Raw genomic sequence first — 20,750 nt, forward strand, 5'->3', positions numbered from 1 at the left:
GTGGAGGGGTGAGGGGGCGGAGGGGGTCAGGGGGCGGTGTCCCAGATGCCGAGGCGTTCCGTTTCGTCGACGGAGGATTTGAACCGCTCGTCGAAGTCCTCGCGGATGAGCGTCCGGACCACATAGTCCTGGACGCTCATTCCGCGTTTTGCGGCGTGCTGCCGAAGGCGCTCCAGCAGCTCGCCCTCCACGCGCAGGCTGAGCACTCGCGATCCCATACGGACACGGTCCCGTCCTTTCGCGGTCAGGCGTGTCACTTTCGGCCGCGTCCTCACTCATATGGGTGATCCCGTGCGACGGCGAGCCCTCGCAGCTTTTATTAGAGAGGGTAATGAGTTATGCTAAAGACCATGCCGGAACTGTCCCGCCCCCAGCCCGACGGCCGGGAGGGCGCCCCAGACGACGCGGCCGCGGTCAACGCGCTGCGGTCCGCCGTGATGCGCCTGTCCCGCCGCCTGAAGCACCAGCGGGTCGACGAGTCGCTGAGCCCCACCGAGATGTCGGTGCTCGGCACCCTGGCCCGCTGCGGCAGCGCCACCCCCGGTGAGCTGGCCCGCAAGGAGCACGTGCAGCCGCCGTCGATGACCCGCATCGTGGCCATGCTGGAGGCCAAGGGACTGGTCCGGCTCGATCCGCACCCCGACGACCGCCGCCAGAAGGTCGTCACGCAGACCGAACAGGCCGAGGCGATGCTCGAGGAGAGCCGCCGCAAGCGCAACGCCTGGCTCGCCGAGCTGGCCTCCGGGCTGGACGAGGACGAGTGGGCGAAGGTGCGGGCGGCCGCGCCGGTACTGGAGAAGCTCGCCCAGTTGTAACCCCGACGCCGAGGAGGCGAACCCACTTTGAGTACGGGATCCGGAGCACCCTCCGCCCCCGCACCGAACTCCCACCACGACACGGTTTCCGACGACGCGACCGCGACCGCGAGCGCACGGGGCACCGCCCCCGGCATCGCCGCAGGCCCCGCCGCCCCGCCGCGCAAGGGCACGTTCAGTTCGCTCCGCATACGTAACTACCGGCTCTTCGCCACCGGCCAGATGGTGTCCAACACCGGCACCTGGATGCAGCGCATCGCCCAGGACTGGCTGGTGCTCAGCCTGACCGGCTCGTCCGCCGCGGTCGGCATCACCACCGCCCTGCAGTTCCTGCCGATGCTGCTCTTCGGCCTCTACGGTGGCGTCATCGCCGACCGCTTCCCCAAGCGCAAGCTGCTGCTGCTGACCCAGTCCGCCATGGGACTGACCGGCCTGGCCCTCGCCGCGCTCACGCTCAGCGGCCAGGTGCAGGTCTGGCACGTCTACCTCGTCGCCCTGCTCCTCGGCCTCGCCACCGTCGTCGACAACCCCGCCCGGCAGGCGTTCGTCTCCGAGATGGTCGGGCAGGACGACCTCCGCAACGCCGTCAGCCTCAACTCCGCCAACTTCCAGTCCGCCCGGCTGATCGGCCCCGCCGTCGCCGGTGTGCTGATCACCGCCTTCGGCAGCGGCTGGGCCTTCCTCTTCAACGGGCTGTCCTTCATCGCCCCGCTGACCGGCCTGCTGATGATGCGCACCGCCGAACTGCACAAGGTCGACCGCGTCCCTCGGAGCAAGGGCCAGCTGCGCGAGGGCCTGCGGTACGTCTCGCAGCGGCCCGACCTCATCTGGCCCATCGTCCTCGTCGGCTTCATCGGCACCTTCGGCTTCAACTTCCCGATCTGGCTGACCGCGTTCGTCTACCACGTCTTCCACCAGGGCGCCGGCACGTACGCCCTGTTCAACGGCCTGATGGCGGCCGGCTCCCTGATCGGTGCGCTGCTCGCGGCCCGCCGCGCCGGCTCCCGGCTCCGCCTGCTGGTGGGCGCCGCGATGCTGTTCGGGGCGCTGGAGATCACCGCCGCGCTGGCGCCGTCCTTCTGGATCTTCGCGGCCCTGCTCGCGCCGATCGGGATGGTCGGCCTGACCATCAACGTCACCGCCAACTCCAGCGTCCAGATGGCCACCGACCCGCTGATGCGCGGGCGCGTGATGAGCCTGTTCATGATGGTGTTCATGGGCGGCACCCCGCTCGGCGCACCCGTCGTCGGCTGGGTCACCGACGCCTTCGGTGCCCGGATCGGTTTCCTGGCGGGCGGGGTGATCTCCCTGACGGCCGCCGGTCTGATCGGTCTGGTGCTGGCCCGCGTGGGCGGCCTCCGGCTCAAGATCGACCTGCGCCGCGGCCACCAGCACCTCAGGTTCGTGCCCAGGGCCCCGGAAGGGGTCGCCCCCTCGGGGGAGAAGGAGCTGGCCCCCGCCGCGTAGACCAGCCGAAGCGTAGACCGGCCGCCGCGTCGGCCGGCCCGGCTCCCGGCCGGGTGCGGAACGTGCTTCCGCCCCGGCCGGCCCGGTGGAATTGACGACGGCAGGGCCACGGCGTACGCCTACGTCCATGAGACTCTTCGCCGCCGTCCTGCCGCCCGCCGCCGTGCTCGGGGAGCTGGCCGTCGAGGTGGCGCAGTTGCAGAAGCTGCCGGCCGCCGACCGGTTGCGCTGGACCGGCCGGGACGGCTGGCACTTCACCCTGGCCTTCTACGGTGAGGTCGCCGACGACCTCCTCCCCGACCTGCACGAACGTCTGGCCCGCGCCGCCCACCGCCGCGACCCCTACGAGCTGCGGATCGCCGGCGGCGGCCGGTTCTCCGACCGTGTGGTGTGGGCCGGGGCCGACGGCGACCGTCCGGCGATGGGCCGGCTCGCCGGCTCGGCGGCGGCCGCGGGCCGCCGGGCGGGCGTCGCCATGCTGGAGGAGCACCGCCCCTTCACCCCGCACCTCACCCTCGCCCGGAACCGCGTCGCGGGCGTGAGCCTCGCCCCGTACGCGAGCGCCCTCAAGGAGTACGCCGGCACGTCCTGGACGGTCGGGGCGCTGTCCCTGATGCGCAGCCACCCGCCCGCCGGCGGGGCGGGCAGCCAGCCGCACTACGAGGAGATCGCCTCCTGGCCGCTCGGCCACTGAGGCGGCCGGGAGGCGCCCGGGCCCCCGCCACCGGTCCGGCGAAGGGGCCGGGCCGGTGAAGGGTTCGGGTCCACCCCGGTTACGCTCGTGGGGTGGACCCGAAGACCCGTAACCGGATCATGTCCGGCCTGTTCGCCGTGCTGCTCGTCGTCGTGATCGTGGCGGCAGCCGTGCGCTGAGCCCCGTACGGCCCGGCCGCGGCGGCGTCAGCGCGCCGCGGTCACCCGGCTCACCAGGCGAACGCCTCCGGCGAGGGCCCCGGGCCGGGGAAGATCTCGTCCAGCGACTCCAGCAGCTCCGCCGGCAGCGTCAGCTCGACGGCGCGCAGCGCGGAGGCGAGCTGGTCGGCGGTGCGGGGGCCGACGATCGGGCCGGTGACGCCGGGGCGGGTGAGCAGCCAGGCCAGCGCCACCTCGCCGGGCTCCAGGCCGTGCTTGGCGACCAGGTCCTCGTAGGACTGGATCTGGGCGCGGACCGTGGGGTTCGCGAGGGCGTCGGCGGAGCGGCCGGTGCCCGTGCGGCCCGCGCCGCCCTCGCGCTCCTTGCGGAGCGCGCCGCCCAGCAGTCCGCCGTGCAGCGGGGACCACGGGATGATGCCCAGGCCGTAGCTCTCGGCGGCCGGGATGACCTCCATCTCCGCGCGCCGCTCGGCGAGGTTGTACAGGCACTGCTCGCTGACCAGGCCGTACGAACCGCGGCGGGCGGCGGTCTCGTTGGCGCGGGCGATGTGCCAGCCGGCGTGGTTGGAGGAGCCGGCGTAGAGGATCTTGCCCTGCTGGACGAGGACGTCGATGGCCTGCCAGATCTCGTCCCAGGGCGTGTCCCGGTCGACGTGGTGGAACTGGTAGAGGTCGATGTGGTCGGTGCCGAGCCGCTTGAGGCTGGCGTCCACCGCGCGCCGGATGTTGAGCGCGGAGAGCTTGTCGTGGTTGGGCCAGGCCGGCTCGCCGTCGGGCGCCATGTTGGCGTAGACCTTGGTGGCCAGCACGGTCTTGTCGCGCCGGCCGCCGCCCTTGGCGAACCAGGAGCCGACGATCTCTTCGGTGCGGCCCTTGTCGGCGCCCCAGCCGTAGACGTTCGCGGTGTCGAGGAAGTTGACGCCCGCGCCGAGCGCGGCGTCCATGATGGTGTGGCTGTCCGCCTCGTCGGTCTGGGGACCGAAGTTCATCGTCCCGAGGACGAGTCGGCTGACCTTGAGTCCGGTGCGTCCGAGCTGCGTGTACTCCATGGTGGTTCAGCCAACGCCTTGGAGTGTGCTCGAAGCAAGGCCGGCACCCCGTCACGGGGCCGTTGGCGTACCGGAGTTCAGGGGGCCGGTACGGCTTCGGCGGCGGGTTCGCCGAGGCGGTACGGCCCGCCGACGCCCCATGCCTGGTGCAGTGCCTCGGCGAAGGCGCCCGCCAGCAGTCGTTCGCCCCACTCCGAGGGGTGGGTGCCGTCGTAGGTGGCGTGCGCGATCCGCCAGCCGGCCGGTTCGGAGGCGAGCAGCAGCGGGGAGCGGGGGGTGGACAGATCGGCGACGGTCTTGGCGAGGAGTTCGTTGAACCGTTCGCACTGGGCGGCGAACGCGGTGTCGGTGGCGGCCCGGACGTTGGGGATGACGGGCATCAGCACCATCCGGATGTGCGGTGCCGCCGCGCGTGCCGCGGCCACGAACTCCCGTACGTTGTCCGCGGTCTGCTCGGCGTCGGTGTAGAAGCCGAGGTCTATCAGGCCGAGGGAGACCAGCAGGGTGTCGGCGTCGTGGCGGCGTACCGCGTCACCGATCAGCGGTGCCATGTGCAGCCAGCCCTCGCCCCAGCCGGCGAGGTGGCGGCGGGCGTCCTCGGGGAAGGCGGGGTCGGCGTAGGCGTGCGAGGTGGGGGCGTCGCCGGTGGGGTCGTGGAGCGCCCGGCGCGGGCCGACGATGCGGTACGGGCCGTCGAACGTCGCGTCGAGGTGCTGCCACATCCGGTAGCGCCAGGTGAAATCGCCGGTGCTGCCGATCGTCATGGAGTCACCGACGAACATGATCCTCATCTGGCCATGATGGCCGAGACGCCTCTCACCTGGTACGTGACGCTGGCCACGCCGCACGGGCCGCGCTCCGGGATGGCAGTCTGTGCCCATGCGTTCGCTTCTGTGCGCGGCCGGTGCCGCGGGGATCCTGTGGGCCGCGGCGGCGGTGCCCGCGGCGGCCGACGAGCCCGACGGTTTCACCATCGGCGATCCGCGGATCACCGAGTCCAGCGGCCTGGCCGCCAGCCGGCTGCACCCGGGGATCTACTGGACCCACAACGACAGCGACGACGGCCCGTACGTCTATGCCGTCGACGGCCGGACGGGCCGTACGGTCGCCCGGATCACCCTGCGCGGCATCGGGGCGCCGCGCGACGTCGAGGCGATCTCGATCGGCCCGGACGGTGCGCTCTACGTCGGCGACATCGGCGACAACCTCGGCGGCACCTGGAACCACGTCTGGATCTACCGCTTCCCCGAGCCGCGCCGGCTGCGCGACGCCACCGTCACCGCCACCCAGTTCACCGTGAAGTACGCCGACGGGCCGCGCGACGCCGAGGCGCTGATGGTGCATCCGAAGACCGGCCGGGTGTACATCGCCAGCAAGAAGCAGGACGGCGGCGGCGCGCTCTACGAGGGCCCGGCCCGCCTCTCCACCGGCGGCACCAATGTGTTCCGCAAGGTCGCGCCGATCGATCTGTGGGTGACGGACGGGGCGTTCTCCCCGGACGGCACCCGTCTGGTGATGCGCAGTTACTTCGGTGCCCGGATGTACCGCTGGCAGCAGGGCCGCCCGAAGGACATCGGCAGTGTGGGCGTGCCGATGCAGCAGCAGGGCGAGTCGGTCACCTTCACCCTCGACGGCCGGACCCTGATGTACGGGTCGGAGGGGCGGGACAGCGAGGTCGAGCCGGTCGGGCTGAGCGGTGCGCAGCTGCCGGACTCGGCGCGGTCCGCCGGGGACGGGGCGGGCGAGGACGGGGCCAACGGTGCCGGGGGCAAGGGGGGTTCGGGCGGGCAGAAGCCGGCGCCCGGTTTCGTGAAGGGCGCGGTGGTCCTGGTGGTGGCGACGGCGCTGGTGATGGGGGTTCGCAGGCTGCTGCGGCGGCGGTCGTAGGCGGTCGCCTCGGGCGGGTGCCGCAGGAGCGGCGGGCCGCGGGCCGGCTGCCGGTTCGCGGTGGCCGGTTCCGGGAACGCGTACGGGCCCCGGCGCGGGTGGTGCCGGGGCCCGTGGCGTGTCACGCCGGGTGTGCCGTTACAGCTGGCCGATGACGTAGTCGACGCAGGAGGTCAGCGCCTCGACGTCGGACGGCTCGATCGCCGGGAACATCGCGATCCGCAGCTGGTTGCGGCCGAGCTTGCGGTAGGGCTCGGTGTCGACGATGCCGTTGGCGCGCAGCGCCTTGGCGACGGCCGCCGCGTCGATGTCGTCGTTGAAGTCGATCGTGCCGATGACCTGCGAGCGCTTGGCCGGGTCGGTGACGAACGGGGTGGCGTACTTGGATTCCTCGGCCCAGCCGTAGAGGGTGCGCGCGGAGGTGGCGGTGCGGCGCACCGCCCAGTCCAGGCCGCCCTGGCCGTTGATCCACTCCAGCTGCTCGTTGAGCAGGAAGAGGGTGGACAGCGACGGGGTGTTGTACGTCTGGTTCTTCAGGGAGTTGTCGATCGCGGTGGGCAGCGAGAAGAACTCCGGGATGTGGCGGCCGGACGCGTGGACGGCGCGGGCGCGTTCCAGGGCGGCGGGGGAGAAGGCCGCCAGCCACAGTCCGCCGTCGGAGGCGAAGGACTTCTGCGGGGCGAAGTAGTAGACGTCGGTCTCGGCGATGTCCACGGGGAGGCCGCCGGCGCCGGAGGTGGCGTCGACCAGGACGAGGGAGCCGGCGTCGGCGCCCGCGACCCGCTCGATCGGCGCGGCGACACCGGTCGAGGTCTCGTTGTGGGTGAAGGCGTAGACGTCCACGCCCGCCTCGGCCTGCGGGTCCGGGTGGCTGCCCGGGTCGGCGGAGAGGACGGTGGGCTCGTCCAGCCACGGCGCCAGCTTGGCGGCCTTGGCGAACTTCGAGGAGAACTCGCCGAAGGAGAGGTGCTGGGACTTGCGCTCGATCAGGCCGTGCGTCGCGATGTCCCAGAAGGCGGTGGAGCCGCCGTTGCCGAGGACGACCTCGTAGCCCTCGGGGAGCTGGAAGAGGTCGCGCACCCCGTCGCGCACCTTGCCGACCAGGTTCTTGACCGGGGCCTGGCGGTGGGAGGTGCCGAGCAGGGAGTCACCGGTGGCGGCGAGGGCGCCGAGCGCCTCCGTACGCACCTTGGAGGGGCCCGCGCCGAAGCGTCCGTCGGCGGGCTTGATGTCAGCGGGAATCTGGATATCAGCCACGGACGAAGCGTAATCCGTCGCGGCGCGGGGCCCGGCGGCGCGTCCAGCCGGTGAGATGGCGGGGACCGTACGGCGGACGGGCCGGGGCCGTTGCGGGGACCGGGCCGCTGCGGGGGCCGGCGGCTACGCGGGCGGGGGGTCCGTGGCGTAGACGGCGGTGACGGCGGCCGCGGCGTCGGCCATCATCCGGCGGGCCTCGGGCGGGCCGAGGACTTCCAGGGAGTCGCCGAACTGGAGGAGCTGGCGGACGGCCCGGACGACGGGGAAGGCCAGGTCGAGGACGGCCCAGTCGCCGTCGCCGGTGGTGTCGGGGTCGCCGTCCGTGGCACCCGTACGGGGCGGCCCGGTCAGTGCGCCGCCCAGGATCCGGACGGCCATGTCCAGCCGCTCCCGGCGGATGCGGGCGGTGACCCGTACGCCGGCCGGCCGGTCCTCGACCTGCTGGCGCAGCTGCTGCCAGGCGTCGGCGAGTTCCACGCCCGGGCGGCGCCGCACCGGCGCGTCGGTGAGCGTCGCCGACGCCACCCGGTCGGCCCGGAACAGCTGCGGCCGGGCGCGCCGGTCCGCGACGAGGTACCAGGTGCCGGCCTTGGCCACCAGCCCGTAGGGGTCGACGGTGTAGGTCCGCAGCCGGGTCTCGCCGCTGTGCCGGTAGCGGATCCGCAGCCGCAGGTCGGTGAAGACGGCGGTGTGCAGGTCGTCCAGGTCGACGGCGGGGCGGGGGCCGCTCAGCCATCTGTCCGGGTCGACCAGGATGCGGCGGCCGGTCAGTTCGGCGGCCGGGCGGTGCGGCGCGGGCAGTGCGGCCATCACCTTGCGCAGCGCCGAGCCGAGGGCGTCGTCCAGGCCGAGCGCGGTGTGCGCGCCCTGCGCGGCCAGCACGAACAGGGCGCGCGCCTCGTCGGTGGTCAGGCCGGTGACGTCGGTGCGGTAGCCGGGCAGCAGCGCGATCCCGCCGTGCCGGCCGCGCTCGGCGTAGACCGGGACACCGGCCGCGGACAGCGATTCGACGTCGCGGTAGACGGTGCGCGGGGAGACTTCCAGCCGCTCGGCGAGTTCCCGGGCGGGCACCCGGCCGCGGGTCTGGAGCAGCAGCAGGATCGAGAGCAGACGGTCCGACTTCACAGCCGTTTTTATATATGACGGCGCGTGTCAAGTTATCGCTGCAGAGTGCGGGGCATGCAGAGCATCGACCGTACGCAGACCCGCCCCGCTCCCGTCCTCGACCCCGCCGCCGCGGCGGCCCTGGCCAGGGAGGTGCGCGGCCCCGTCCTCCTGCCCGGCGACGAGGGTTACGACGCCGAGTGCGCCGGTTTCCAGCTGGCGCACCCGCACCGGCCGGCGGTCGTCGTCGGGGCGCGGTGCGCCGACGACGTGGCCGCCGCGGTGCGCTTCGCCGGCGGCCGGGGCCTGCCGGTGGCGGTGCAGGCCACCGGGCACGGGCGGTCCGCGGCCACCGACGGCGGGCTGCTGATCAGCACCCGGCGGATGTCGGGGGTGCGGGTGGACGCGGCGGCCCGCACCGCGCGGGTCGAGGCGGGCGTGGTCTGGGGCCAGGTCGTGGAGGCGGCTGCCCCGCACGGTCTCGCGCCGCTCAACGGCTCGTCCCCGGGCGTCGGCGTCGTCTCGTACACCCTCGGGGGCGGGGTGGGCGTGCTGGCCCGTACCTACGGCTTCGCCGCCGACCACGTGCGGTCCGTGGACCTGGTCACCGCCGACGGCCGGCCGCGCCACGTCACCGCGGAGCGCGACCCCGAGCTGTTCGGGGCGCTGCTCGGCGGCGGCCACGGCCTGGGGGTGGTGACCGCGATGGAGTTCGCCCTGCTGCCGGTGGCGCGGCTCTACGGGGGGCAGCTGGTGTTCGGCGGCGAGCTGGTCGACGAGGTGCTGGCGGCGTATCTGCGCTGGACCCGGGACGTCCCCGACGCGCTGACGTCCTCGGTCGCGCTGATCGCCTACCCCGACCTGCCGCAGCTGCCCGAGCACCTGCGCGGCCGGTACCTGGCGCACGTCCGGATCGCGTACACGGGCAGCGCCGAGGAGGGCGAGAAGCTGGTGGCGCCGCTGCGCGCGGTGGGCCCCCGGGTGAGCGACGACCTGCGGGAGATGCCGTACGCCGCGTCGCACACCATCCACCGGGACCCCAGCGAGCCGCACGCCTACGACGGCGACAACGCGCTGCTCGGCGGGGTGGACGCGGCGGCGCTGCGGCGGGTGGCGGCGCTGACCGGGCCGGCCGCGCCGGTGATGTGCGTGGTGCAGCTCAACCACCTCGGGGGCGCGCTCGCGGCGCGGGACACGGCGGCCACGGCCGTCGGCCACCGCGACGCCCGGTACGCGCTGCGCCTGCTGTCCCCGCTGCCGGGAGACGCGCCCGACGCGGGGCGGGCGACCGTACGGGCGCTGCACGCCGAGGCGCTGGCGGCCGTCGCCCCCTGGCGGCTCGGCCGGAGCGTGAACTTCCTCTTCGGCGGTCACGGGCAGCGGCCGGACGCGGTGGAGGTGGCGCGCAGTGTGCACGGCGCCGACGAGCACCGGCGGCTGGCGGACCTCAAGGCCGTCCACGACCCGGAGAACGTCTTCCGCTTCCACCCGGCCGGGGCGGCCGGCCGCGCGCCGGCCGGCACATGACCCCGCCCCAGTGGGAAGGCTGGGGGCATGGCTGATCGCACGGAGACGGAGAAGCGGGACCTGACGAAGGACTTGGCGGCCGCGGTGCGGGGGGAGGTCTCGTCCGCCGCGGCCGACCGGGCGCTGATGACGATGGACGCGTCGAACTACCGGCGGGTGCCCCGGGCGGTGGTGGCGCCCCGGGACGCCGAGGATGTCGCGGCGGCGCTGCGGGTGTGCCGGGAGCACGGCGTGCCGGTGGTGCCGCGCGGCGCCGGGACCAGCATCGCCGGGCAGGCGACCGGCGTCGGGGTGGTGCTGGACTTCACCCGCCACATGCGGCGGATCGTGTCGCTCGATCCCGCCGCCCGCACTGCCGTCGTCGAGCCGGGCGTCATCCTGGACGACCTGCGGGCGGTGGCCGGGGCGCACGGGCTGACCTTCGGCCCGGACCCCTCCACGCACAGCCGCTGCACCCTCGGCGGCATGATCGGCAACAACTCGTGCGGCTCGCACTCGGTGGCCTGGGGCACCACCGCCGACAGCGTCCGCGAGCTGGAGCTGCTGACGTACGGCGGCGAGCGGGTGCGGGCCGGCCGCGGCACGGGGCCCACCGGCGCCCCGACCGGACTGCCGCCGCGTCTGCGGGACGGCGTCAAGTCCCTGGTCGACGCGGAGTTGGCGCTGCTGCGCACCGGCTACCCCGACCTGCCGCGCCGGATCTCCGGCTACGCCCTGGACGCGCTGCTGCCCGAGCGGGGAACCGACCTCGCCCGTGCCCTCACCGGCAGCGAGGGCACCCTCGGCGTGCTGACCGAGGCGACCGTACGGCTCGTCGAAACGCCGGCCGCCCGGGTCCTCGCGGTCCTCGGCTATCCCGACGAGAGCGCCGCCGCCGAGGCCGCGCACACCCTGCTGCCGCACAAGCCGATGACCGTCGAGGGGATGGCCGCCGACCTGGTGGGCAGCGCGGCCGGGCTGCCCGAGGGCGGCGCCTGGCTGTTCGTGGAGATGGGCGGGGCGTCGCCCGCCGAGGCGGCCGCCCGCGCCGAGGCGCTCTGCCGGGCGGCGGCCGCGGACGGCACCACCGGTCACGCCGTGGTCACCGACCCGGCCGGCCAGCGGGCGCTGTGGCGGATCCGCGAGGACGCCTCCGGCACCGCGACGCGCATGCCGGACGGATCGGAGGCGTGGCCCGGCTGGGAGGACTGCGCGGTCCCCCCGGCCCGGCTGGGCCCGTACCTGCGGGACTTCCGCGCGCTGCTCGCCCAGCACGGCCTGCGCGGCACCCCCTACGGCCACTTCGGTGACGGCTGCATCCACATCCGCATCGACTTCGACCTGCTGACGCCGCCCGGCATCCGCCGTTTCCGCGACTTCTCCCACGACCTGGCCGATCTGGTGGTGGCGCACGGCGGCTCGCTGTCCGGCGAGCACGGCGACGGCCAGGCCCGCGCCGAGCTGCTTCCGAAGATGTACGGTCCGGAACTCGTCGGCCTCTTCGGCCGGTTCAAGGACCTCTGGGACCCGGCCGCCGGTCTCAACCCGGGCATGCTCGTACGGCCCGACCGGCTCGACGACAACCTGCGCTTCGCGCCGCTGCCCGGGCGCCCGGTCCCCGTCGAGTTCGGCTATCCGCACGACAACGGCGACTTCTCCGCCGCGGTGCGCCGCTGCGTCGGCGTCGCCAAGTGCCGCAACGAGAAGACCGCCGCGGGCTCCGCGGACGTCATGTGCCCGTCGTTCCGCGCCACCGGCGAGGAGCAGCACTCCACCCGGGGCCGGGCCCGCCTGCTGCACGAGATGCTGGCCGGCGAGGTGATCACCGACGGGTGGCGCTCGCCGGAGGTGCACGACGCGCTCGACCTGTGCCTGTCCTGCAAGGGCTGCCGCAGCGACTGCCCGGTCGGCGTCGACATGGCCACCTACAAGGCGGAGTTCCTCCACCACCACTACGAGGGCCGGCTGCGCCCCGCCGCCCACTACTCCATGGGCCGGCTGCCCCAGTGGCTGCACGCCGCGGCCCCGGCGGCCCCCGCCGTCAACGCCCTCGCCCGTACGCCGCTGGCCGCGGTCGCCAAACGCCTCGCCGGCGTCGCCCCCGAGCGGCCCCTCCCCGCGCTGGCGACCGAGACCTTCACCCGCTGGTGGTGGCGCCGCCGGCGGGCCGCGCCGCCGGCCGACGGGCGCACCGTCCTGCTCTGGCCCGACACCTTCACCAACCACCTCTCCCCGCAGGTCGGGCGCGCCGCCGTCCGCGTCCTGGAAGCGGCCGGGCTGCGGCCCCTCCTCCCGCCGACCGCCCCGCTGCCCGGCGGTGCCCTGCCGCAGCCCGCCCTGCCCCGGCTGCGCCGGCCTCCGCTGTGCTGCGGCCTGACCTACGTCTCCACCGGCCAGCTCGACCGGGCCCGCGCGGTGATGCGCCGCACCCTCGACGTCCTCACCCCGCTGCTCGCCGCCGGCCGCCCGCTCGTCGTCCTCGAACCGAGCTGCGCCGCCGCGCTGCGCACGGACCTCCCCGAACTCCTCGCCGACGACCCCCGGGCGCCCCGGCTGGCCGCCTCCGTACGCACCTTCGCGCAGACCCTGGAGGACTTCGCCCCCGACTGGCGGCCGCCGCGCCTCGACCGTCCCGTCGCCGGCCAGACCCACTGCCACCAGCACGCCGTCCTCGGTGACGCCGCCGACCGCCGGCTGCGTGAACGCGCCGGCCTCACCGGTCAGCTGTCCGGCGGCTGCTGCGGCCTGGCCGGCAACTTCGGCTTCGAACGGGGCCACTACGACATCTCGGTGGCCTGTGCCGAGGACCAGCTCCTGCCCGCCGTACGGCAGTCCGCCCCGGGCACCGAGATCCTCGCGGACGGCTTCTCCTGCCGCACCCAGCTCGACCACCTCGGCGACCGGCCGGGCCGCCACCTGGCGGAGGTGCTGGCGGAGGCCCTGGGGGAGGCGGACGCCTGACCCGCGCGGCCCAGGGGCTCAGGCCCGTTCGGGGTCCGGGCCCATGACCTCGCGGGCCAGGGCGATCAGGTCGGGGATGCGGGGGTGGCCGGGCGCGTCGCGCCAGGCGAGGACGACCGGGACCGGTGCGGCGTCGGTGAGGGGGACGTAGGCCATCGACGGGTGGGGGTGCATCTCGGCGGTGGCGGAGGTGGTGACGCCCACGGCGCGGCCGCCGGTGATGGCGGCCAGCCAGTCGTCGGTGTTGCCGATGGTGAGGGTGGCGGACGGGCGGGCGTGCGGGGGCCACATGTCGAGGGTGGTGGTGCCGGAGACGATGTTGAGGGCGATGGTGCGGTCGGCCAGCTCGGTGAGGGAGAGCGCGGCGCGGTGGGCCAGCGGGTCGTCGGCGGGCAGCCCGGCGACCCGGGGCTCGGTGGTCAGCTGCTCGGTGAGCAGGCCCGGCGTGCGGACCTCGCCGCGCAGCAGGGCCGCGTCCACGTCGCCGCGGGCGAGGCCCGCCGTGCGGTCGTCGATGCGGAGGAGTTCGAGGGGCGTGTCGGGGTGCTCCTCGTGCCAGCGGCGGAGCAGCGCGGTGGTGTCCGTACCGGCGGCCGACCAGGCGTGGCCCAGGCGCAGCGGCCAGCCGGTGTGCCGGGCCTGGCGCAGCGCGCGGTCGAACGCGGTGACCGCGATGGCCGCCTGGTCGCGGAAGGACTCGCCGTCGGGGGTGAGCGCGAGGTGGTGGGTGGAGCGGTCGACGAGGCGGACGCCCAGCTGCTGTTCGAGCTGGCGGAGCGTACGGGAGACGGCCGGCTGGGTCAGGTGCAGGCGCTCGGCGGCGCGGGTCACGCTCAGGGTGTCGGCGATGGCGAGAAAGCAGCGGAAATGACGCAGCTCGATGCTCATGCCGGCGGAGCATAACAACAGGAAAAACGGCATTTCACGGACCGGAAGGGCGGGCCTTAGCGTGGTGGGGTGAACGCTTCGCCCGCCGGTCCCGAGGGACCCGTCCCCGCCACTTCCGCCGATCCTGCCCCTGCGGCCGCCGCAGCGGCCTCGTCCGGCCCGGCCGTGGGCGGGGTGCCGCAGCCCGTGCCGCCCTCGCCGGAGGTGCTGTCTGCGGAGGCCGCGGCGGGCCCCGCCGGGCCGGCCGGGGCGCGTGGCCGGATCACGTCGGTGGCGCTGGTGATCGGCGGGATCGTCTCGCTGCAGTTCGGCTCGTCGGTCGCGGTGCTGCTCTTCCCGCGGGCCGGCGCGCTGGGCGTCGTCACGCTGCGGCTGGTCGTCGCGTCCCTGGTGCTGCTGGTCGTCTGCCGTCCCAGGGTGCGCGGCTACACCCGCGGCGACTGGGCCACGGTGCTCGCCTTCGGCGTCGCCCTGGCCGGCATGAACTCGCTTTTCTACCAGGCCATCGACCGCATCCCGCTGGGCGCCGCGGTCACCCTGGAGTTCCTGGGGCCGCTGATCCTGTCGGTGGCCACCTCGCGCCGGCGGCTGAGTCTGCTGTGGGCGGCGCTCGCGCTGGGAGGCGTGGTGCTGCTGGGCCGCGAGGGATTCGACGGGCTCAATCTGGCCGGCGCGGCGTTCGCCCTGGCGGCCGGCGGGCTGTGGGCCGCGTACATCCTGCTCTCCGCGCGCACCGGGCAGCGCTTCCCGCAGGCCGACGGGCTGGCGCTGGCCATGACCGTGGCCGCGCTGCTCAGCCTGCCGCTCGGCATCGCCGGCGCGGGCTCCGCGCTGATCGACCCGGTCACCGTGGGCCTGGGCGCCGCGGTCGCCATGATGTCCTCGGTGCTGCCCTACACCCTGGAACTGCTCGCCCTGCGCAAGCTCCCGGCGTCCGGCTTCGCCGTCATGATGAGCCTGGAGCCGGCCGCCGCGGCCACCGCGGGCTTCCTGGTCCTGCACCAGGCGCTGGGGTGGGCCGAGGTGCTGGCGATCGGGCTGGTCGTGATCGCGAGCGTGGGGGCGGTCCGCAGCGCGGGCGCGCACAACTGACGGGACGCCCCGAAGCGGGACCTCGAAGAAGTGCGCGGCCGTTGCCGCCCCTCCGGGCCCTCGAACACGCCCGACGACAGCCCCTGGGTGCGATCCTGCACGGATGAACCCTCCCGGCGACGCGCACCTGCGCACCTGGACGCTGCGCTTCATGGCCCTCCTCGCCGCCGAAACGCAGGTGCAGCTTGCCTGGCTGGGGGAGCGGGAGCTGGAGACGGGCTCCGTCGTCGAAGAGGTCGAGCTCCTTTGCCGCCTCTCCGAGGGACTCGCGGAGCGCGGAGCCTTCGCACCCGAGAGTCTGCGCGATCTTCGGGCCATCGGCCGTCGCCTCGCCGAGATCGATGCCGCCGGCCGCGCCGGACTCTGGGCCGACGCCCTGGCCACTGATCCGGCATGGGACGAGATACGCACGCCGGCTCGCCGATTCCTCCTCACGACGCCGGGCGCCCGGCGTCAACCCCTGCCACGCCCCGTCGACCCGCACACGGGCGACCACTGAGCACGCCCGGCCACTGAGCACGCCCGGCCACTGAGCACGTCCGAGCCGCCGGTGCGACTCCGGCAAAGTCGCTCACCGGGAACCGGGCGGCGCTCTACCGGCGGACCGCCGAGATCAGTCCGCCGGGGCGCTCCTCGCGCTGCGGCGGGGTGCTGATCGGGCGGCCGTAGGCGGCAGCGCGTTCGTGCAGGGTGTGGCTGTCGGCCTGCCAGCCGTGCCCGGCCAGCCAGCCGACCGGGTCGTCGGGCATCTCCGAGACCCACAGGGACGCCGCCGATCCCGGCACGGCGTCCGCGCCGAAGCGCTCGATCACGCCGCGCGAGCCCAACGTCAGCCCCATCCGGCTGCCCGCCGCCGACTGCGCGCTGATCCGGGCGAGCAGCAGCTCCACCGCATCCTCGGGCAGATAGATCAGCAGTCCTTCGGCGATCCACGCGGTCGGCGCGGCCGGGTCGTGCCCCGCGGCGGCCAGCGCGGCCGGCCAGTCCTCCCGCAGATCCGCCGCGACGGGGATCCGCTCGCAGCGCGCGACGGCCCGCTCCTGGCGCAGCACCGAAGCCTTGAAGTTCAGTGGGGCGGCGGTGTCGACCTCGAACAGCCGGGTGCCCTCGGGCCAGTCCATCCGGAAGGCCCGGCTGTCCATGCCGGCGCCGAGCAGCACGACCTGCCGGATCCCGGACGCGGACGCCTGCTGCAACAGGTCGTCGAGGAACTTCGTCCTGATGACGACGGAGAACGACACGGCCAGCCGGCGGCGTCGCGCGGCCTCGTCATCGGGCCGCGGCGGCGGGGAGGGCCACAGGCCGCCGGCGGCGGCGAAGGCATGTGCCAGTGGGTCGCGGAACAGCGCGTTCTCCCGCTCGGTCTCCAGCGCCCGTACTCGGGCCACCCCCACCGCCGTGGCCCACACTCCCGACGGCTGCGCCCGCTCCTGCTCCTCAGTCACCGCGCCAGCCTAATGACCGCTTCCAGGGGGCCTGAGGGGTGGAGCCGGTTTCCGGCGCGGCCGGCCGGTCCTGCGCGCTGCTGACCGCACGTAGCCACGACCTGAGGTGGGCTCCGCCCCGGGAATTCCGGCCCGCCGATCCTGGCCGGAAAATCATGCAGGCGTGCTTGATTGTTTCTCGGCGCGCTGCCACCCTCGGACCCGTACCGCACCACGACGCCTGTCAACCTGCCCCGGGCGTACGCCACATGGGGCCGACGAGGGGAGTGCCGCGTGTCCGATCCCGGTGCCGTACCGGCGGATCTCAGGGCGGAGAGCGAGGAGCTGGACGCGCTGGTCGCCGGGCTCCCGGCCGGGCGGTGGGCGCAGCCGACCCCCGCGGCCGGCTGGACCGTCGCCCACCAGATCGCCCACCTGGAGTGGACCGACCGGCAGGCGCTGCTCGCCGCCACCGACCCGGACGCCTTCGCACGGGCCGCGCAGCAGGCGCTCGCCACCCCGCTGACCTTCGTCGACGAGGCCGCCGAGGAGGGCGCGAAGCTGCCGCCCGCCGTGCTCCTGGCCCGCTGGCGCGAGGGCCGTGACGCGCTGCAGCGGGCGCTCGCCGACCACCCGGCGGGCGCCAAGCTGCCCTGGTACGGCCCGCCGATGAGCGTCGCCTCGATGGCCACCGCGCGGCTGATGGAGACCTGGGCGCACGGGCAGGACGTCGCCGACGCGCTGGGCGTCGCCCGGCGGCCCACCGCCCGGCTGCGGCACATCGCCCGGATCGGCGTCCGCACCCGCGACTTCGCCTACGCGACGCATCAACTCGCCCCGCCCGAGGAGGAGTTCCGCATCGAGCTGCGGTCCCCGGACGGCAGCCTGTGGGAGTACGGGCCGGCCGGCGCCGCGCAGCGGGTCACCGGGAGCGCCCTGGAGTTCTGCCTGCTGGTGACCCAGCGGGCGCACCGCGACGACCTGCCGTCCCTGCGGGCCGAGGGGGCGGAGGCCGAGCGCTGGCTGGGCATCGCCCAGGCGTTCGCCGGGCCGCCCGGCAAGGGACGCGCGCCCGGGACCCGGGGGGCCTCCGCGTGAGCGGCGGCGAGCCGCTGCGGATAGGCAACGCGTCCGGGTTCTACGGCGACCGCTTCGACGCGCTGCGCGAGATGCTCACCGGCGGCCCCCTGGACGTCCTGACCGGCGACTACCTCGCCGAGCTGACCATGCTGATCCTCGGCCGGGACCGTCTGAAGAACCCCGCCCGCGGCTACGCCACGACCTTCCTGCGGCAGCTGGAGGAAGGACTCGGGCTGGCCGCCGGGCGCGGGGTGCGGCTCGTCACCAACGCGGGCGGGCTCAACCCGGCCGGACTCGCCGACGCCGTACGGGAGTTGGCGGACCGGGTCGGGGTCCCCGTACGGGTGGCGCACGTGGAGGGGGACGATCTGCTGGCATGGGGGTCCCCCCTGCTCGAGCGAAGCCGGGAGCCAGGGGGAGGCCGGTGCGAGGGGGTGCTGACCGCCAACGCCTATCTGGGCGGCGGCGGGATCGCGGCGTGCCTGCGCGCCGGGGCCGACGTGGTGGTGACCGGGCGGGTCACCGACGCCGCGCTGGTCAGCGGCGCGGCCCAGGCCCACTTCGGCTGGCGGCCGGAGGACTTCGACCCGCTGGCCGGCGCCGTGGTCGCCGGGCACGTCCTGGAGTGCGGCGCGCAGGCCACCGGCGGCAACTACTCCTTCTTCGGCGCCCACGACGTGCGGCGGCCCGGCTTCCCGCTCGCCGAGATCTCCGCCGACGGCAGCTGCGTGATCACCAAACACCCGGGCACCGGCGGCGCGGTCACCACCGGCACGGTCACCGCCCAGCTGCTGTACGAGACGTCCGGCGCGCGCTACGCCGGGCCGGACGTGACGGCCCGGCTGGACACCGCGCGGCTCACCCAGGACGGCCCGGACCGGGTCCGGATCGACGGGGTGCGCGGCGAGGCGCCCCCGCCGTCCCTCAAGGCCGGACTGACCCGCATCGGCGGCTGGCGCAACGAGGTCACGTTCGTGCTGACCGGACTGGACGTCGAGGCGAAGGCGGAGCTGGTCCGCGCCCAGATGGACGCGGCCTTCGACGCCGCCGGTCGGCGCCCCGCCGAGGTGCGCTGGACGCTCGCCCGCACCGACCGGGCCGACGCCGACGTGCAGGAGGAGGCGAGCGCGCTGCTGCGGCTGGTGGTGCGGGACGCCGACCCGGACGCGGTGGGCCGGGTGGTCAGCGGCGCCGCGGTCGAGCTGGCCCTGGCCAGCTACCCCGGCTTCCACGTCACCGCGCCGCCCGCGAAGGGCGCCCCGTACGGGGTCTTCGAGGCGGTCGCGGTGGACCCGGCGCAGGTGGCGCACCGCGCCGTGCTGCCGGACGGCAGCCGGGTCGCCGTCGCCCCGCCCCGCACGACCCGGGAGCCGGCCCGGCTGCCGGATCCGCCGCTGCCCGCACCACTGCCCGACGGGCCCACCCGGCGCGCCCCGCTCGGCCGCGTCGCCGGCGCCCGCAGCGGCGACAAGGGCGGCGACGCCAACGTCGGGGTGTGGGCCGTGAGCGACGACGCCTGGCGGTGGCTCGCCCACACCCTCACCGCCGACCTGCTGCGCCGCCTCCTGCCGGAGACCGCCGACCTGGCGGTCACCCGGCACGTCCTGCCCAACCTCCGCGCCCTGAACTTCACCGTCGAGGGCCTCCTCGGCGAGGGCGTCGCCGCGCAGGCCCGCTTCGACCCGCAGGCCAAGGGCCTCGGTGAATGGCTGCGCTCCCGCCACCTCGACATACCGGAGGCTCTGCTGTGACCGTCCTGGCCAGCGCCCTGGACACCCGGTCCGACGACTACGCCGCCCACCGCGCCGCCCTCCTCGGCAAGCTCGCCGCGCTCGACACCGAGCACGCGAAGGCCCTCGCCGGGGGAGGCGAGAAGTACGTCCAACGGCACCGGGGGCGCGGGAAGTTGCTCGCCAGGGAGCGCATCGAGCTGCTCCTCGACCCCGACACGCCCTTCCTGGAGCTGTCCCCGCTCGCCGCCTGGGGCAGCGACTACACGGTGGGGGCCTCCCTCGTCACCGGGATCGGTGTCGTCGAGGGCGTGGAGTGCCTGATCACCGCCAACGACCCGACCGTGCGCGGCGGCGCCAGCAACCCGTGGTCCCTGAAGAAAGCGCTGCGCGCCAACGAGATCGCCTTCGCCAACCGGCTGCCCTGTATCTCGCTCGTCGAGTCCGGCGGCGCCGATCTGCCGTCCCAGAAGGAGATCTTCATACCCGGTGGCGGGATCTTCCGGGACCTCACGCGGCTGTCCGCCGCCGGCATCCCCACCGTCGCCGTCGTCTTCGGCAACTCCACCGCCGGCGGCGCGTACATCCCCGGCATGTCCGACCACGTCATCATGGTCAAGGAGCGCGCCAAGGTGTTCCTCGGCGGGCCGCCCCTCGTGAAGATGGCCACCGGCGAGGAGAGCGACGACGAGTCGCTGGGCGGCGCCGGGATGCACGCCCGTACCTCCGGGCTCGCCGACTACTTCGCGGTCGACGAGCAGGACGCGATCCGGCAGGCCCGGCGCGTCGTCGCCCGCCTCAACCACCGCAAGGCGTACCGGGATCCGGCGGCCGTGGAGCCGCCCGCGCACGACCCCGACGAACTCCTCGGCATCGTGCCCGACGACCTCAAGATCCCCTTCGATCCGCGGGAGGTCATCGCCCGGATCGTCGACGGCTCCGACTTCGACGAGTTCAAGCCGCTGTACGGGGCCAGCCTCGTCACCGGATGGGCGCGCCTGCACGGCTATCCCGTCGGGATCCTCGCGAACGCCCGGGGCGTGCTGTTCAGTGCGGAGTCCCAGAAGGCGGCCCAGTTCATCCAGTTGGCGAACCAGCGGGACATCCCGCTGCTCTTCCTGCACAACACCACCGGCTACATGGTGGGCAAGGAGTACGAACAGGGCGGCATCATCAAGCACGGCTCGATGATGATCAATGCCGTCAGCAACAGCCGGGTGCCGCACCTCTCCGTCCTCATGGGCGCCTCGTACGGCGCCGGGCACTACGGCATGTGCGGGCGCGCCTACGACCCCCGTTTCCTGTTCGCCTGGCCCGGCGCCAAGTCCGCCGTCATGGGACCGCAGCAGCTCGCGGGCGTGCTCTCGATCGTCGCCCGGCAGTCCGCCGCCGCGAAGGGGCAGCCGTACGACGACGACGCGGACGCTGCGCTGCGCGCCATGGTGGAGCAGCAGATCGAGTCCGAGTCGCTGCCGATGTTCCTGTCCGGGCGGCTCTACGACGACGGGGTGATCGACCCGCGCGACACCCGCACCGTCCTCGGCATCTGCCTGTCCGCGATCCACACCGCACCGTACGAGGGCGCCCGCGGCGGCTTCGGCGTCTTCCGCATGTGAG

At 74.5% G+C, this 20,750-nt stretch carries 18 protein-coding genes; 11 read left to right on the plus strand and 7 right to left on the minus strand.

From position 1 onward, the window contains the following. Window positions 1-26: 26 nt before the first annotated feature. Window positions 27-218, minus strand: coding sequence for a hypothetical protein (locus OO62_RS33495; RefSeq protein ID WP_077193242.1), 192 nt, complete (start codon window positions 216-218; stop codon window positions 27-29). A 132-nt stretch (window positions 219-350) separates the two neighbouring features. Here OO62_RS33495 and OO62_RS33500 point away from each other — a divergent pair, with 132 nt between their 5' ends. The 3 genes from OO62_RS33500 to thpR all read left to right on the plus strand — a co-directional run bounded on the left by OO62_RS33500 (window position 351) and on the right by thpR (window position 2,976). Then, the gene (locus tag OO62_RS33500) at window positions 351-815 is read left to right on the plus strand and encodes a MarR family winged helix-turn-helix transcriptional regulator (protein WP_033271470.1); all 465 of its coding nucleotides are present in this window, start codon (window positions 351-353) and stop codon (window positions 813-815) included. 27 nt (window positions 816-842) lie between these two features. Further along, a complete protein-coding gene (locus tag OO62_RS33505; RefSeq protein ID WP_033271471.1) occupies window positions 843-2,282 on the plus strand; it encodes an MFS transporter in 1,440 nt (479 codons plus the stop codon). A 127-nt stretch (window positions 2,283-2,409) separates the two neighbouring features. Then, complete coding sequence (gene thpR / locus OO62_RS33510) at window positions 2,410-2,976, plus strand: RNA 2',3'-cyclic phosphodiesterase (protein ID WP_033271472.1); 567 nt, start codon at window positions 2,410-2,412, stop codon at window positions 2,974-2,976. 229 nt (window positions 2,977-3,205) lie between these two features. On the opposite strand, the gene OO62_RS33515 is transcribed toward thpR, so the two are convergent. After that, complete coding sequence (locus OO62_RS33515; RefSeq protein WP_033271473.1) at window positions 3,206-4,204, minus strand: aldo/keto reductase; 999 nt, start codon at window positions 4,202-4,204, stop codon at window positions 3,206-3,208. A 77-nt stretch (window positions 4,205-4,281) separates the two neighbouring features. Beyond that, window positions 4,282-4,995 (minus strand): GDSL-type esterase/lipase family protein, encoded by a 714-nt coding sequence (locus tag OO62_RS33520; protein ID WP_033271474.1) that lies wholly within the window; start codon window positions 4,993-4,995, stop codon window positions 4,282-4,284. Between the two features lie 88 nt (window positions 4,996-5,083). Here OO62_RS33520 and OO62_RS33525 point away from each other — a divergent pair, with 88 nt between their 5' ends. Continuing rightward, complete coding sequence (locus OO62_RS33525) at window positions 5,084-6,091, plus strand: SdiA-regulated/phytase-like domain-containing protein (protein ID WP_033271475.1); 1,008 nt, start codon at window positions 5,084-5,086, stop codon at window positions 6,089-6,091. Between the two features lie 138 nt (window positions 6,092-6,229). On the opposite strand, the gene serC is transcribed toward OO62_RS33525, so the two are convergent. After that, window positions 6,230-7,348 (minus strand): phosphoserine transaminase, encoded by a 1,119-nt coding sequence (gene serC / locus OO62_RS33530; RefSeq protein WP_033271476.1) that lies wholly within the window; start codon window positions 7,346-7,348, stop codon window positions 6,230-6,232. Between the two features lie 123 nt (window positions 7,349-7,471). Next, entirely contained in the window at window positions 7,472-8,473 is a 1,002-nt protein-coding gene (locus OO62_RS33535) for a helix-turn-helix transcriptional regulator (protein WP_033271477.1), read from the minus strand. A 54-nt stretch (window positions 8,474-8,527) separates the two neighbouring features. On the opposite strand from OO62_RS33535, the gene OO62_RS33540 reads away from it, so the two are divergent. After that, on the plus strand, window positions 8,528-9,979 hold the full coding sequence (locus OO62_RS33540) for an FAD-binding oxidoreductase (RefSeq protein WP_033271478.1): 1,452 nt from the start codon (window positions 8,528-8,530) through the stop codon (window positions 9,977-9,979). Window positions 9,980-10,006: 27 nt separating this feature from the next. After that, window positions 10,007-12,919 carry an FAD-binding and (Fe-S)-binding domain-containing protein gene (locus OO62_RS33545; protein ID WP_033271479.1) on the plus strand — a complete coding sequence of 971 codons (2,913 nt, stop codon included), beginning with the start codon at window positions 10,007-10,009 and terminating at the stop codon, window positions 12,917-12,919. Between the two features lie 18 nt (window positions 12,920-12,937). On the opposite strand, the gene OO62_RS33550 is transcribed toward OO62_RS33545, so the two are convergent. Next, window positions 12,938-13,807, minus strand: coding sequence for a LysR family transcriptional regulator (locus tag OO62_RS33550; protein WP_033271480.1), 870 nt, complete (start codon window positions 13,805-13,807; stop codon window positions 12,938-12,940). A 165-nt stretch (window positions 13,808-13,972) separates the two neighbouring features. On the opposite strand from OO62_RS33550, the gene OO62_RS33555 reads away from it, so the two are divergent. Then, entirely contained in the window at window positions 13,973-14,899 is a 927-nt protein-coding gene (locus OO62_RS33555) for an EamA family transporter (RefSeq protein ID WP_033271496.1), read from the plus strand. A 103-nt stretch (window positions 14,900-15,002) separates the two neighbouring features. Continuing rightward, on the plus strand, window positions 15,003-15,398 hold the full coding sequence (locus tag OO62_RS33560; RefSeq protein ID WP_033271481.1) for a hypothetical protein: 396 nt from the start codon (window positions 15,003-15,005) through the stop codon (window positions 15,396-15,398). Window positions 15,399-15,492: 94 nt separating this feature from the next. Here the strand turns inward: OO62_RS33560 and OO62_RS33565 are convergent, their stop codons facing one another. Further along, entirely contained in the window at window positions 15,493-16,308 is an 816-nt protein-coding gene (locus OO62_RS33565) for a class I SAM-dependent methyltransferase (protein ID WP_033271482.1), read from the minus strand. Window positions 16,309-16,617: 309 nt separating this feature from the next. Here OO62_RS33565 and OO62_RS33570 point away from each other — a divergent pair, with 309 nt between their 5' ends. From OO62_RS33570 to OO62_RS33580, 3 genes are read left to right on the plus strand one after another with little or no spacing between them, the layout of a single operon-like run. Further along, window positions 16,618-17,421 carry a TIGR03084 family metal-binding protein gene (locus OO62_RS33570; RefSeq protein WP_033271483.1) on the plus strand — a complete coding sequence of 268 codons (804 nt, stop codon included), beginning with the start codon at window positions 16,618-16,620 and terminating at the stop codon, window positions 17,419-17,421. Then, on the plus strand, window positions 17,418-19,154 hold the full coding sequence (locus OO62_RS33575) for an acyclic terpene utilization AtuA family protein (protein ID WP_033271484.1): 1,737 nt from the start codon (window positions 17,418-17,420) through the stop codon (window positions 19,152-19,154). Before OO62_RS33570 ends, OO62_RS33575 begins: the two co-directional genes overlap by 4 nt. Next, entirely contained in the window at window positions 19,151-20,749 is a 1,599-nt protein-coding gene (locus OO62_RS33580; protein ID WP_033271485.1) for an acyl-CoA carboxylase subunit beta, read from the plus strand. The genes OO62_RS33575 and OO62_RS33580 overlap by 4 nt, the downstream gene beginning before the upstream one ends. The last annotated feature ends 1 nt before the right edge of the window (window position 20,750 follow it).

The organism is Streptomyces lydicus, assembly GCF_000717345.1.
Classification (GTDB): Bacteria; Actinomycetota; Actinomycetes; order Streptomycetales; family Streptomycetaceae; genus Streptomyces; species Streptomyces lydicus.

What these genes read in the sequence shown, in the direction of transcription:
- OO62_RS33495 (WP_077193242.1), bottom strand. Translation starts at nt 218, where the DNA reads ATGGGATCGCGAGTGCTCAGCCTGCGCGTGGAGGGCGAGCTGCTGGAG.
- OO62_RS33500 (WP_033271470.1), top strand. Translation starts at nt 351, where the DNA reads ATGCCGGAACTGTCCCGCCCCCAGCCCGACGGCCGGGAGGGCGCCCCA.
- thpR (WP_033271472.1), top strand. Translation starts at nt 2,410, where the DNA reads ATGAGACTCTTCGCCGCCGTCCTGCCGCCCGCCGCCGTGCTCGGGGAG.
- OO62_RS33515 (WP_033271473.1), bottom strand. Translation starts at nt 4,204, where the DNA reads ATGGAGTACACGCAGCTCGGACGCACCGGACTCAAGGTCAGCCGACTC.
- OO62_RS33520 (WP_033271474.1), bottom strand. Translation starts at nt 4,995, where the DNA reads ATGAGGATCATGTTCGTCGGTGACTCCATGACGATCGGCAGCACCGGC.
- OO62_RS33525 (WP_033271475.1), top strand. Translation starts at nt 5,084, where the DNA reads ATGCGTTCGCTTCTGTGCGCGGCCGGTGCCGCGGGGATCCTGTGGGCC.
- OO62_RS33540 (WP_033271478.1), top strand. Translation starts at nt 8,528, where the DNA reads ATGCAGAGCATCGACCGTACGCAGACCCGCCCCGCTCCCGTCCTCGAC.
- OO62_RS33545 (WP_033271479.1), top strand. Translation starts at nt 10,007, where the DNA reads ATGGCTGATCGCACGGAGACGGAGAAGCGGGACCTGACGAAGGACTTG.
- OO62_RS33550 (WP_033271480.1), bottom strand. Translation starts at nt 13,807, where the DNA reads ATGAGCATCGAGCTGCGTCATTTCCGCTGCTTTCTCGCCATCGCCGAC.
- OO62_RS33560 (WP_033271481.1), top strand. Translation starts at nt 15,003, where the DNA reads ATGAACCCTCCCGGCGACGCGCACCTGCGCACCTGGACGCTGCGCTTC.